Source organism: uncultured Halorubrum sp. (assembly GCF_937146585.1).
Taxonomy (GTDB): domain Archaea; phylum Halobacteriota; class Halobacteria; order Halobacteriales; family Haloferacaceae; genus Halorubrum; species Halorubrum miltondacostae.
In genome coordinates, this window is record NZ_CAKZRO010000022.1 from 1 (window position 1) to 11,861 (window position 11,861).

12 protein-coding genes are annotated in these 11,861 nt (G+C 69.6%); 9 read left to right on the plus strand and 3 right to left on the minus strand.

The genetic code is table 11. The annotated features are described in order from the left end of the window. The first annotated feature begins 745 nt into the window (after nucleotides 1-745). Nucleotides 746-1,339: a transcriptional regulator gene (locus tag Q0116_RS01700; RefSeq protein WP_297884895.1), complete on the plus strand. Its 594-nt coding sequence runs from the start codon at nucleotides 746-748 to the stop codon at nucleotides 1,337-1,339. Nucleotides 1,340-1,709: 370 nt separating this feature from the next. On the opposite strand, the gene Q0116_RS01705 is transcribed toward Q0116_RS01700, so the two are convergent. The 3 genes from Q0116_RS01705 to priS form a co-directional block, all read right to left on the minus strand. Then, on the minus strand, nucleotides 1,710-2,960 hold the full coding sequence (locus Q0116_RS01705; RefSeq protein WP_297884896.1) for an MBL fold metallo-hydrolase: 1,251 nt from the start codon (nucleotides 2,958-2,960) through the stop codon (nucleotides 1,710-1,712). A 106-nt stretch (nucleotides 2,961-3,066) separates the two neighbouring features. Beyond that, on the minus strand, nucleotides 3,067-4,113 hold the full coding sequence (locus tag Q0116_RS01710) for a hypothetical protein (protein WP_297884898.1): 1,047 nt from the start codon (nucleotides 4,111-4,113) through the stop codon (nucleotides 3,067-3,069). 10 nt (nucleotides 4,114-4,123) lie between these two features. Beyond that, nucleotides 4,124-5,287: a DNA primase small subunit PriS gene (gene priS, locus Q0116_RS01715; protein WP_297884900.1), complete on the minus strand. Its 1,164-nt coding sequence runs from the start codon at nucleotides 5,285-5,287 to the stop codon at nucleotides 4,124-4,126. 109 nt (nucleotides 5,288-5,396) lie between these two features. Between priS and Q0116_RS01720 the strand changes: the two genes are divergently transcribed. The 8 genes from Q0116_RS01720 (at nucleotide 5,397) to Q0116_RS01755 (ending at nucleotide 11,854) form a co-directional block, all read left to right on the plus strand. Beyond that, a complete protein-coding gene (locus tag Q0116_RS01720) occupies nucleotides 5,397-5,621 on the plus strand; it encodes a hypothetical protein (protein ID WP_297884902.1) in 225 nt (74 codons plus the stop codon). A gap of 63 nt (nucleotides 5,622-5,684) precedes the next feature. Beyond that, nucleotides 5,685-5,831 carry a hypothetical protein gene (locus Q0116_RS01725; protein WP_006112955.1) on the plus strand — a complete coding sequence of 49 codons (147 nt, stop codon included), beginning with the start codon at nucleotides 5,685-5,687 and terminating at the stop codon, nucleotides 5,829-5,831. 405 nt (nucleotides 5,832-6,236) lie between these two features. Then, nucleotides 6,237-6,512, plus strand: coding sequence for a PadR family transcriptional regulator (locus Q0116_RS01730; protein WP_004597247.1), 276 nt, complete (start codon nucleotides 6,237-6,239; stop codon nucleotides 6,510-6,512). A 267-nt stretch (nucleotides 6,513-6,779) separates the two neighbouring features. Further along, nucleotides 6,780-8,096 carry a Glu-tRNA(Gln) amidotransferase subunit GatD gene (gatD, locus tag Q0116_RS01735; protein WP_297884922.1) on the plus strand — a complete coding sequence of 439 codons (1,317 nt, stop codon included), beginning with the start codon at nucleotides 6,780-6,782 and terminating at the stop codon, nucleotides 8,094-8,096. Continuing rightward, nucleotides 8,093-9,145 carry a GNAT family N-acetyltransferase gene (locus tag Q0116_RS01740; protein WP_297884924.1) on the plus strand — a complete coding sequence of 351 codons (1,053 nt, stop codon included), beginning with the start codon at nucleotides 8,093-8,095 and terminating at the stop codon, nucleotides 9,143-9,145. The genes gatD and Q0116_RS01740 overlap by 4 nt, the downstream gene beginning before the upstream one ends. Nucleotides 9,146-9,223: 78 nt before the next feature. Next, on the plus strand, nucleotides 9,224-9,436 hold the full coding sequence (locus tag Q0116_RS01745) for a hypothetical protein (protein ID WP_297884926.1): 213 nt from the start codon (nucleotides 9,224-9,226) through the stop codon (nucleotides 9,434-9,436). Between the two features lie 82 nt (nucleotides 9,437-9,518). Then, complete coding sequence (locus Q0116_RS01750) at nucleotides 9,519-10,796, plus strand: DUF6498-containing protein (protein WP_297884928.1); 1,278 nt, start codon at nucleotides 9,519-9,521, stop codon at nucleotides 10,794-10,796. 62 nt (nucleotides 10,797-10,858) lie between these two features. Continuing rightward, complete coding sequence (locus Q0116_RS01755) at nucleotides 10,859-11,854, plus strand: A24 family peptidase (protein ID WP_297884930.1); 996 nt, start codon at nucleotides 10,859-10,861, stop codon at nucleotides 11,852-11,854. Nucleotides 11,855-11,861 lie beyond the last annotated feature (7 nt).

Here is an 11,861-nt window from a genome sequence, read left to right on the forward strand (position 1 = left end):
TACAACGTCGACGAATACGACGGACACCTCGTCGACGAACACGACGAATACAACGGACACCTCGTCGACGAACACGTCCGCCCAGAGCACGGATACAAACGAAACGACCGACAACATCGGTAGTGAGACCCTGGTTACACAGGCCGCTGCGGAAGCATCGAGAGACACCACCGCGCAGGATACAACGTCTGGTCGACCGACCCAGTCTGTACCGGCTCACCCGGAGATGAACTACTCTGGGAGACGAGTGTGACGATCGGATAACTAGTTCTGCCCACCCGTTGAACTCTCCCACGGAACCGCAATCTCGGACCAGCCCAACCGACCGCGCGATGTACTCCGGCGGAAGTTAGACACTCCCTCGGACAGGTTGAGCGATACTGAACGCGCAGCTCGAGCCGGTATCGATCCTGTCACCTCCCTACTGTGCCGAGTGGCGGCTGCTCGTGGTCGTCAGCAGCACTCTGGTGACGGCCGAAGGTAGTCTCGATCCAGTCTAGTAACAACGCGACGTGTCTGAACGGAATACTAACTGTAACGAAGCCGCAGGACGGCTCGAATCTGGTAACGATCAGACTGGTATCGTTTTATCCGTCGTTCCTGATGTATCTACCAGCGGCACCAAACATACGATAAAATAAATTATCAGGCTAACAATAATGGAGGTTTATATCGCCGCTGCGCGAAGAAGTAGATAGAACCTGTCAACCGAAATGGACAGACTACCGAAACGATAGTTGAACGTATGAACCTACCATTCGTCAACGACAGAAACGACGGGGTAAGCGCGCGTGAGAGTGAACTATCCCGGAACGATATCTTCGATCTGCTATCGAACCGACGGCGACGGTTCGTCCTCCACGCGCTCAAGCGAATGAAAGAACCGGTCGAGCTCGCTGAGCTTTCCACGTACGTTGCCGCGTGGGAGACGGAAACGGAGCCAGAAGAGATCGACCGGGAGGACCGACGGAGCGTGTACGTGACGCTCAGACGCACACACCTCCCAAAACTGGACGAGAAGAACGTAATCCAGTTCGACGAATCAGAAAACACCGTCCAGTCGACAGAACTATTGGACAATATTGAGGTACACACCGAGGTCCTCCACGAAAAAGAGATCTCCTGGAGCCTGTACTACCTCGGACTCGCGGGCGTCTGTGGATTACTACTGGTTGCCGTCATCACAGAAGCACCCCTATTCGATTTGTTCGAACCCATTCACGTCGGGTTGTTCGCTGCCGGGATATTTTTCGTCTCCGCCGCGGCCCACCATTTCGTAGAGCGACACAGCCGGTTCGGCGTGACGCAAAAGCCGCCCGAAATCCATCAGCAGCAGTAGTTGGGTGCCCCCTGGGCAGAGATCTATCCCAATTCACCAGATCAGTATCGCAGATTCCATTTGTTCTCGAACAGGGCGGACAGATACCGACCAGTAGCGATGCGACTCGGATCGCCCAGAGAGAATGGATCAGCGCAACCGACACCTCTACACGAGTCGCGCTGACAAAACGTCTGACTGTCGGCAAAACACAAACCGTCAGGCCGGTCGCCGACACACGTGGCGATACGGGACCGAGCACGCGCCTCGATTGATTCCCGTTCGCACGCCGTTACCCTCCAATATTCGGAGCGAACGTCCCGTATGTGAATTGCGAATTCGGCGACACAAACGAGAGCGGTAACGAAGCCAGTCTCATGTGTGCCGTCTCCTATACCTCGATCCGCTCCCCGATCGCCGGCGCGCTCGCCTCGAACCCGTCCGCCCGCAGGTCCGCCGCGAACGCCTCGCAGCGGTCGCCGTGGTTCACCAGCACGCGCGCTCCTCGATACGACTCCAGGAACGACTTCAGCCCGTCGCGGTCGGCGTGCGCGGAGAAGTCGTACTGCTCGACGCGAGCGCTCACGGGCATCACGCGCCCGTCGATCTCGGCGCGACCCGACTCCAGGAGGTCCCGTCCGGGCGTCCCCTCGACCTGATACCCGGTCATCGCGACCTTGTTCACCGGGTTGGCTCGGATGGCGGGGATGTACGTCATCGCGGGGCCGCCGGAGAGCATCCCGCTGGTGGTGACGATGGCCGCGTTGCCGTCGGCGATGCGCTCGCGCTGCCAGTCCCGGCCGGTGACGAAGCGCGCGTGCGACTTCGCGCGCCGGAGCGCCTCGGGGTCGCGGACGAAGTCGGGGTACCGCCGCAGCATCTCGGTGACCGACTTCCCCATCCCGTCGACGTAGCATGGGATGTCGTGGGCCGCACAGACTAACAACAGCTCCTGGGTGCGCCCGATGGCGAACGCCGGGACGACGACCGTCCCGCCCTCCCAGAGCGTCGTCTCGACGCTCTCCGCGAACCGCCGCTCGACCTCGCTCCGGTCGTCGTGTTCCACGTCGCTGTACGTGCTCTCGCAGATCACCACGTCGGCGTCGGGCCGCGCCGTCGTCCCCGCGACCAGCCGCTGGTCGTCGGTGTGGAAGTCGCCGGTGTACAGCAAACGCGTCTCGCCGTCGTCAATGAGGACGTGCGCGGAGCCCGGGATGTGGCCCGCGGAGAACAGCGTCACCTCGTACCCGCCGCCGTCGATTCCGCCGGCGACCGGGAAGGGGTCGCCGTACCCGTGCCGCCGCTCGACCTCGCCCAGCCGCGCGACGTGTTCCCGGCCGAACGGACACAGCGGGCTGTTGCCGTGGAGCTTCAGCGTGTCCTCGGCGAGCGTCCGCGCGAGTTCGCCGGTCGGCGGCGTCCAGTGGATCGGCGGTCGCCGGTCGCCCTTCAGGAGCGCGGGGACCGCCCCGACGTGGTCGAGGTGGCCGTGCGAGACGACGACCGCCTCCGGCTCGGGGTCGCGGACCGGGTACTGCGGCGGCTCCGCGGCCATGAGTCCGTAGTCCACGAGCAGCGCGTCGTCGACGAGGAGCGCGCTCCGGCCGACCTCGCGGGCGCCGCCGAGGAACTCGACCTCCATCGAGCACACGTAGCCGCCCGCGGCGTTAGTGTCCGTCGGTCGGCGGAGTGGCTCTCCGGTCTGACGAACGACTCCTCGGTCGAGCGAGCGACGCCGCCGACCGGCGTCAGTCGATCCGCTCGGCCGCGTCGCGCTGGACCAGCGGGTCGGCGTTCTCGACCGGGAGGGAGACGACGTCCTCGCTCGCGAGGTCGTACTCCCGCTCGTCGACGCCGAAGATCGCCCCCACGTCGCGGGTGATCCGGACCGTCGCCCGGTCGACAGAACGGTCCGTTTCCGCCCCGCCGCCGGCCGTCGATTCCGGGATCGGGCCGCCGTCCGTCGTCGCCCCGGATTCCGTCCCGTCGCCCGCGTCGCGGTCGGCCGCCGCGCTATCGCTCTCCTCGCCCGCGTCGTCGACGCCGACCGCTCCCGGCGGAGCCGGTTCTGGCGGGACCGGCGTCGGGTCGTCTCCGCCGTCGCCCGCGGACCCGCCGGTCGGCTCCGGTGCGGCCGGCGTCGAGTCGTCACCGGTCGCGATCGCCGGCTCCTCGCTCGAGGGGGATTCCGCCTCGGTTCCGCCCATCGCTCCGGCCAAGGTGTCCGGGACTGCCGGTCCGTCGTCGGGGTCCGGCGGTCCGGCGTCCGCCTCGGTCGCGGTCGAATCGGTCGGCGTCGACTCGGCCGTGGTCGACTCGCCGCCGAGAGCGTCGGGGGCACGCGACGTAGCGGAGTCGTCGGACGTCGGAGCCTCGCCGTCAATCTGGACAGCCTCCGTCGCCGGCGACTCGCCGGCGAGCACGTCGAGCACCTCCGACTTGTTCGCGGTGATGCGTTCGACGAGGTCGTCGAACAGCCGGCGCTCTTCGGTCGTCATCCCCTCCTCGTCGACCGACATGTCGGCCGCGGCGAAGGAGGCGAGCTTGACGACCTTCCCGACCCGGCGCTCGTAGAGCGCCTCGGCGACCTCCTCGGCGGTCTCAACCTCGTCGGAGAGCCGGCGGATGTCGTCGTCCGCGAACGGGTTCTCGACCTGCTCTGCGCGGCGGTCGCGCGCGGCGCGCAAGTCCGCGACGTACGCGCCCACGTCGTCGTAAAACGAGTCCCGCAGGTGCTGGAGGCTGTCCTTCCGGCGCTCCTTCGCCTGCGCGGACCGGAGTTCGTCGAGGTTCATCTGTCGTCGGTCATCGTTCGGGGGCTTTCCGCGCCTCGCCGCGGGCCATCAGGAAGGCTCCCGCGAACTCGGGCACGGTGTTTCTACCGGATTCAACTCTGACGCGCTCGCCGTTTAATTCTACCGTCCGATCCGCATCGGTCTCGATCCGGATCTCGCGGCCGACGAACCGGTCCGGGACCGCGTCCCGGAGCGGGTCGAAGTCGGCGAGCTCGTCGCGGTCGAGCGGCGTGACGACGAGGGCGGAGCCGCCGTGGAGCGTCCCCGGCAGCCGGATGAGCCGCCGGGTGTCGGTCGTCACCGGCTCGTCGATCGGGGCCGCGTCCGCCGCGGTCACGCGCGAGGCGAGCGCGGAGACGAGCCGGCGGACGCCCGGCCCGCCGGCCTCGACGTTGCCCTCGCGCACCGCGGTCGGGTTCCGGTCGAACGCGCCGAGGATCGTCTCTGCGCGCCCCTCGCCGATCCCGTCGAGCTCCATCAGCTCTTCCCGGGCCGCGTCCTCGTCCATCTCGCGGAGGTTGTCGGCGTACCGCACAAGCTCGTCGTGGACGCGCGCGCCCCACCCGCCCTCGGTCCGGAGGACGCGCTTCGTCGTCCCGCGGTCGGAGACGGTGCGGATCAGGCCGTCGGTGTCGAGGTCGATGGCGCGCACGTAGTCGACGATCTCGCGGCGCGCGTCGCTGTCCAACTCCCGGACGCTCTCGTCGCGGACGTGGACGTGGTAGCCGCGCCCGCCGGAGAAGACGACGGTCACCTCGTCGAACGAGAAGTCGTCGTCGACGAAGTCGAGCAGCCGCAGGAGCGCCTCCTTACACGCTTCGAGCATCTCCGGGTACGCGGTGGTCTCGGGGTCAACGCCGGGGAGGTGGTCGGCGTCTAAGTCGAAGACGAGGTCGGCGTTCCGCCACCCCTTCTGCCCCATCGTCGCGGCCCCCGGACTGTCGTAGCGCGCGGCCGAGAAGTAGGCGTGCCGCGGCGCGTTGTCCGCGAAGAACGTGTCGACGTCGCCGAGGTCGTACAGCGACTGATGCCGAACCATCGTCGTCCCCGACCCGGGGGTCCACGGGATGTGGCCCCACTCGCGGAGGTTCGCGTCCGGCGGGAGCGACAGCGACACCGACCGGTAGTAGTCGCCGAACCGCCCCCGGAGGTACTCGCGGGTCCGGTCGTCCATTCGTCTCCTCTCGTACCCGCGGTCGACGTATCAACGTTACCGTTCGCGGACGACCGTCGGCAGTAGCGTTTTGTCCGGGAGCCCCGTTAGTCGCACACGGTTGGTCTCCATGCTCGACGAGATCCTCGACGTGCTCATCGGTGAGCTAACCAAGCTGATCCCCGACGTCGTCTGGGGGACGATCTTCCTCCTGACGGGGCTCCTGACGGCGATGATCGGCTTGACAACCCTCCTCGGCGTGGCGACGGTCGGCCTGTCGCCGCAGTTCGGCGGGATACTGACCGCCGTCGGCGCGCTGCTGGTGGGCGGCGTGTTAGTCTCCCGGTCCCGATGACCCTCGAACCCGGCGACCGACCTCGGCCACAACACTATCCGGGACCGCGCCGTACCGCACGGTATGCGCTCGGAAGAGGAGGTCAGAGAGCAGTACGAGTTCCTCCGCGAGCAGTTGGACGACGAGGAGATGAACCACCGCGGCGTCGAGGAGCTGTTCGCGCACTACAAGCGCGCGCTCGGCTGGGTGTTAGAAGAGGAACACATGTGAGCGGCGTACAACACGTTTATTACGCTCTACCCGCTATCGTCAGGTGACGCTTCGTCTGGAGGGCCGAAGCGTCAGCGGGGACCAATCGGCAGGCCCGACGCGGCTTTTTTCCGCGTCGGGCGTGCCTTCTTCGGACTCACGACCGCCAGCGATCGCTCTCGCTTCGGCCAGTCCCGGTCGCGCGAGCCGATCAGACGCGCACGGTCTGCGCCGTCGAACGCGACACATATCAGACGCTGAAAACGACGCCCGACCGGTGATGTGCGAACTCGTCTCGTGTGAGAGTTACGGAGTTGACAGAACCGAGGTAGCCGTTTCGGGGCGGTAGGAGCCGGTGATAGGTCGTACGAGGACTGATATAACGGTATATTTATTTATTCTCGGAGAGAATGTATACGCAGTTGTATGTACGACCTCACAGGTTTCCAGCGTGACCTGCTCTACGTGATCGCGGGACTCGACGAGCCACACGGGCTGGCGATCAAGGAGGAACTCGAAGAGTACTACGAGAAGGAGATCCACCACGGCCGCCTCTACCCGAACCTCGACACGCTCGTCGAGAAGGGGCTCGTCGAGAAGGGCCAGCGCGACCGCCGCACCAACTACTACACGCTGACCCGCCGCGGCCGCCGCGAGATCGAGGCCCGCACCGACTGGGAAGCCGAGTACATCGAGCACTGATCCGGCCGCCCGTCGCTCCCGCGGTCGACCGACGGCCGCCGTCGGCCGCCCGCGCCGACGCGCTCCTTTCTCGTCGAACGCTTCTATCACTCCCTCCGCGTCGCGTCCCGTTCGCCGGCGATCCGTCTCGGTAGCCGGTAGACTCGTCCCGATAGCCGCGGGTCCGTCCCGACCGCCGCCCGCCCGTCCCGCTCGGCGCGCGTCGGACCGACCGGCGCGCGGCCGCGAACGGTTGGATTCAAGTCCGCCCCGGCGGAACCCGGTCGTATGCAACCGGGAGATCGCGTCCGCGTCGAGCGCGGGGGCGTCACCAACGAGGGCGTACTGCTCCCCTCCACGACGCGCGACCACCTCGTCGTCAAGCTGGACGGCGGGTACAACGTCGGCATCGACCGCGAGGCGGCCGACGTCGAGGTGTTGGAGTCCGGCGTCCGCGAGGTCGACCCCGCGGCCGAGACCGACGACGGCGACGCCACCTCGGAGATCACCTTCGACGACGAGCTCCCCACCGTCTCGCTCATCTCCACCGGGGGGACGATCGCCTCCACCGTCGACTACCGGACGGGGGCGGTCACCGCGCAGTTCGACGCGGAGGACGTCCTCCGCGCGGTCCCCGAACTCGCCGGGCGCGCGAACTACCGCGGGCGCGTCGTCGCGAACATCCTCTCGGAGAACATGGAGCCGTCCATCTGGCGCGACCTCGCCGCGGCCGTCGCGGAGGAGATCGAGGCGGGCGCGGACGGCGTCGTCGTGATGCACGGGACCGACACGATGCAGTACTCCGCGTCCGCGCTCTCGTTCATGCTCGATTCGCCCGTTCCGGTCGTGTTCACGGGGAGCCAGCGCTCCGCGGACCGCCCCTCCTCGGACAACGTCATGAACGCGGTGTGCGCCGTCGAGGCCGCGAAGGCCGACCACGCGGAGACGCTGGTGTGTATGCACGCGACCCAGTCCGACGACGCCTGCGCGCTCCACCGCGGCACGCGCGTCCGCAAGAACCACACCTCCCGCCGGGACGCCTTCGAGACGGTCGGCGCCGCGCCGCTCGGCCTGATCGACTACGAGCGCGCCGCGGAGGCGGGCGCCGAGGGCGACGCGGCCGACGCCGCCGTCGAGTGGAACCGCGAGCCCCGCCCGCGGGGCGGAACCGACGGGAGCGACGCGGCCGACGACGGCGCGGTCGCGCTCGCGCCCGACCTCGACGGCGACGTCGAACTCGTCAAGTTCACGCCCGGGATGGACCCGGCCGCGTGGGCGTACCTCGACGACAAGGACGGCGTCGTGATCGAGGGGACCGGGCTCGGCCACGTCCACACCGACCTCATCCCGCGGATCGAGGAGTTGGTCAATGGCGGGACCGTCGTCGCGATGACGAGCCAATGCCTCGACGGGCGGGTCTGCGACCGCGTGTACGACACCGGCCGGGATCTCCTGGACGCCGGCGTCGTCGAGGCGGGCGACACCCTCCCCGGCACCGCGAAGGTGAAGCTCATGTGGGCGCTCGCGAACCGCTCGGACCCCGCCGACGCGATGACGCGCGACCTCGCGGGCGAGCTGACCGAGGAGTCGCGGCCCTGGCGATGAGCGAGGCCGTCGACGGCGACGAGTCCGAATCGCCCGTCGTCGTCCGCGGGGCGCGGCCGGCCGACGCCGACGCCGTCGCGGCGTTCACCCGCGACACGTGGGGCGAGCGCCACGAGGACTACATCCCCCGCGTGTTCCCGGAGTGGGCCGAGTCCGACGACCCGGACCGCGGCACCTTCGTCGCGACGCTCCCCCCGGACGCCGCCGCGGCGGGCGACCTCGACGACCGGGAAGCAGGAGATACGCACGTCACGGGCGACGGCGACGGGGCCGCCGACGCGGGCGATCCCGAGGCCGTCGTCGGCTGTATCCAGGGCGCGCTCCTCGGTGAGTGGGAGGCGTGGGGGCAGGGGATCCGCGTCGACCCCGCCGCGCGCGGCCACGGCGTCGGGACCGCCCTCTCGGAGGCGGTGCTCGACTGGGCGCGCGGGCGCGGCGCGACCGTCTGCCGCAACATGGTGTTCTCGTGGAACGTCATGGGGCTCGGCCAGTCGCGCGCGGTCGGCTTCGACCCCGCGACGGAGTTCCGGTTCGCGGAGCCGGAGCCCGACCCGGACGCGCTCGACCGCGACGCTCCCGGGTTCGAACCGCTCGCCGACCCCGACCCGAACGCGGCGTGGGCGTTCTGGAGCGACAGCGACGCCCGCGACCGGCTGCGCGGCCTCGCGCTCGACCCGGGCGAGTCGTGGGCCTGCTCGCGGCTCACCCGCGAAGAGCTCGCGACCGCGGCCGCCGAGGACCGGTTGCTCGCGGTCGCCGACGCCGACGCGCTCGCCGGCTTCGCCGTTCGGACCCGCGTGACGGAGCGCGAGGTCGACGGCGAGACGACGCGGACCGCGGTCTACGGCGTCGCCGCGTGGCGCGACGTCGACGCGGCGGGCGCGCTGTACGACGCCGTCGCCGCCGACGCCGCGGCGGTCGCGGCCGACGACGCCCGCGTGCTGATCCCCGAGACGGTCGAGCACGTGAGCGACACCGGCGCGAACCGGGTCGCGGTCGCGGCGGAGCCGGACTTCGTGATGTGTGCCGACCTCACCGGCGGGCCGTGAGCGGTCGCCGCCGCTGACCGGCGCGATGGCACCGCCGGGACCGACGACTTATCACCGGCTCCGGCCGAACGTCACGCCATGACGCTCTTCGGTCTCGCTCTCCCGTGGTCGCTCCCGCTCACGCTCGTGATCTACGGCGTCGTCGTCGCCGCCGCGGTGTGGATCTACCGCGACGCGAGGGCGCGCGGGAGCCGCTACGCGGTCGTCTGGGCCGCCTCGACGCTCCTCTTCACGATCGTCCCGGTGCTCGCGTACCTGTACCTCCACCGCGCCGCCGGCCCGGCGCGCTGAGCCGGCCGCGGCACGGACCCGCCGCGCCCGCTCACCGCCGACCCCCGGTCGCTTATGTGCGCCGACCCGGAACGACCGACGGATGCCCTCCCACCGCCCGCCCGACGGGCTGCGCGCCCTCGCTCGCGGCCGCAGACCCCGCGCGCTCTCCGTCGCCGTCGCCAACCTGCTCCCGCTCGTCGGCGTGGTCTCGCTCGGCTGGAACGCGGCCGCGCTGATGACGCTGTACTGGTTCGAACTCGGGGTCGCGTCGTTCTGGGCCGTCGTCCGCGCGCTGTTCGCCGGCCGGCCGTCCGAGCTCGACCGCGACGGGCTGATCGCCGGACCGCTCGCGCAGCGCCGAGTGGGGCTGTCGATCCCGCGGACCCGCGTTCAGGTCCGGCTCTCGTCGCTGCTCGTGCTCCCGATAGCCGTCCCGATCCTCGCGGTCGTCTGGATGGTCGTCGGCACGCTCACGGTCGGCGTCGTCGTCGAGGAGGGGACCGTCTCGACCGTGGTCGACACGGTCGCGCTCGCGACGCTCGCCCTCTTCATCGCCGAGGGGGTCACGACGCTCGTCGAGTACTTCGGTCGCGGCGAGCACCGGGATCACAGCGCGCAGACTGCGATCCAAGGCGTGTTCGCTCAGGGCGCGGCGATTTTCTTCGGCGCGCTGTTCACCGTCACGATCGTCGGCGCGGGAACGCTGGAGGAGGACACACCGATCTCCGCGATCGATCCGGACGCGATCGGCATTCCCCTCCTGCTCGGCATCGTCGCGGTGAAGTTCGCTTTCGACCTCGCGAGCCTGTACGGCGACCGACTGGCCGCGTTCGACGAGTCGTCGGCACTCGATCTGGGATTCTCCTACGACCCGCCGGCGACGGAGCCGGTCGACGGTTCGCTCGCGGGGGCGGTTCGGACCGTCCGCCAGCCGCGGCGGACGCGTATCGCTGGAGCGTTGACGACGCCGCTCGGCCACCCTGGACTGTGGTACTTGGCCGCCCTCCCCGCGCTCACCGCCGTGCTGTTCGCGATCGGCGGCAAGTGGAGGACCGTCGCCCTCCTCCTCGCGGCCGCGGTCGCGGTCCCGCTCGCGCTCGCCGCGCTCGACCACGAACTCCGGCACGGGCTCGTCGAGTACCGCGCCGGCGACGGCGCGCTCGTCGCGCGCGACCGCCTGTCCGGCGCGACGCTGTGGCGCGTCGAGCCGTGGGACGAGACGGATCTGCGGGTGGAGCGCCGACGGCTCGACCGGCGGCTCGGGACCGAGACCGTCGTGATCGAACTGCGCGACGACGAGTACCGGATCCCGGGCCTCGACGACCCGGAGCCGGTCCTCGACGTGTTCGATCGGCGGCCGGACCGACCGGACGGCTGACGGCTATCGATATCGATACGCGAACCCGAACGTCTAATTGGTCCCGTCTCGCCCGTGGAGACATGGTCGCGACGCTGCCGGACCTCCTCCGACTCGTCGTCGTCCCCGTGTTCGCGTGGGCGGCGATCCGGGACGTCCGGACCCGACGCCTCCCGAACCGGCTGTGGCCGCCGCTGTACCTGTTCGGCGCGCTGCTCCTGATCTGGGAGGCCGCCTCGCTGTGGCCGTTCGCGGGGTTCGACGGCCGGGTGTTCCTCCTGCGGGCCGCGATCAGCCTGCTATTCGTCGCGCCGCTCGGCTACGCGTTCTGGTATCTCGGCGCGTTCGGCGGGGCCGACGCGAAGGCGATGATCGCCTTGGCGGTGATATTCCCGACGTTCCCGGCCTACGAGCTGGGGTCGCTCGTCCTCCCGCTCGTCGACACCGACATCGGCGTGTTCTCGCTGACGGTCCTCACGAACACGGTGCTGCTCGGCCTCGCGTACCCGGTGGGGCTCGCGGTCCGCAACCTCGTCCGCGGGGAGGCCTCCTCCAGCATGTTCTTCGCGCGGCCGGTCGCGACGGACTCGCTGCCCGACCGGCACGGCCGCCTGTTCGAGGACCCGGAGGGGCCGACGCGGGGCGGCCTCGACTTGGACGCGCTCCGGATGTACCTCCGCTGGCGGGGCCTCACGCTCGCCGACCTCCGGAGCGAGCCGGGGCGGCTCCGCGACCCCGACTCGGTCGGGGAGACGTTCGCGCCGACGGACGGGGGGACCCACGTCGGCCCCCGGACCGACGGGGGGCGCGCGGTCGACGACGGGGCCGGGTCGGCCGACTCGCGTGCCGCCTTCGCGGACCCCTGGGCGGCCGAGCGGTTCCTCGACGAGATCGACCACGGCGCGTACGGCACGGACGCCGCGACGCTCCGCGACGGCCTCGATGTCGTCGCCCGCGAGGACTCCGTGCTGGTCTCGCCGGGGATGCCGTTCGTCGTCCCGATGGCGGTCGGCCTCGTCGTCTCGCTGACGTACGGCGACGCGCTGTTCGCGGTGCTCGGCGCGGTCGGCCTGGTCTGACCTCGCC

What these genes read in the sequence shown, in the direction of transcription:
- Q0116_RS01700 (WP_297884895.1), top strand. Translation starts at nt 746, where the DNA reads ATGAACCTACCATTCGTCAACGACAGAAACGACGGGGTAAGCGCGCGT.
- Q0116_RS01705 (WP_297884896.1), bottom strand. Translation starts at nt 2,960, where the DNA reads ATGGAGGTCGAGTTCCTCGGCGGCGCCCGCGAGGTCGGCCGGAGCGCG.
- Q0116_RS01710 (WP_297884898.1), bottom strand. Translation starts at nt 4,113, where the DNA reads ATGAACCTCGACGAACTCCGGTCCGCGCAGGCGAAGGAGCGCCGGAAG.
- priS (WP_297884900.1), bottom strand. Translation starts at nt 5,287, where the DNA reads ATGGACGACCGGACCCGCGAGTACCTCCGGGGGCGGTTCGGCGACTAC.
- Q0116_RS01720 (WP_297884902.1), top strand. Translation starts at nt 5,397, where the DNA reads ATGCTCGACGAGATCCTCGACGTGCTCATCGGTGAGCTAACCAAGCTG.
- Q0116_RS01725 (WP_006112955.1), top strand. Translation starts at nt 5,685, where the DNA reads ATGCGCTCGGAAGAGGAGGTCAGAGAGCAGTACGAGTTCCTCCGCGAG.
- Q0116_RS01730 (WP_004597247.1), top strand. Translation starts at nt 6,237, where the DNA reads ATGTACGACCTCACAGGTTTCCAGCGTGACCTGCTCTACGTGATCGCG.
- gatD (WP_297884922.1), top strand. Translation starts at nt 6,780, where the DNA reads ATGCAACCGGGAGATCGCGTCCGCGTCGAGCGCGGGGGCGTCACCAAC.
- Q0116_RS01740 (WP_297884924.1), top strand. Translation starts at nt 8,093, where the DNA reads ATGAGCGAGGCCGTCGACGGCGACGAGTCCGAATCGCCCGTCGTCGTC.
- Q0116_RS01745 (WP_297884926.1), top strand. Translation starts at nt 9,224, where the DNA reads ATGACGCTCTTCGGTCTCGCTCTCCCGTGGTCGCTCCCGCTCACGCTC.
- Q0116_RS01750 (WP_297884928.1), top strand. Translation starts at nt 9,519, where the DNA reads ATGCCCTCCCACCGCCCGCCCGACGGGCTGCGCGCCCTCGCTCGCGGC.
- Q0116_RS01755 (WP_297884930.1), top strand. Translation starts at nt 10,859, where the DNA reads ATGGTCGCGACGCTGCCGGACCTCCTCCGACTCGTCGTCGTCCCCGTG.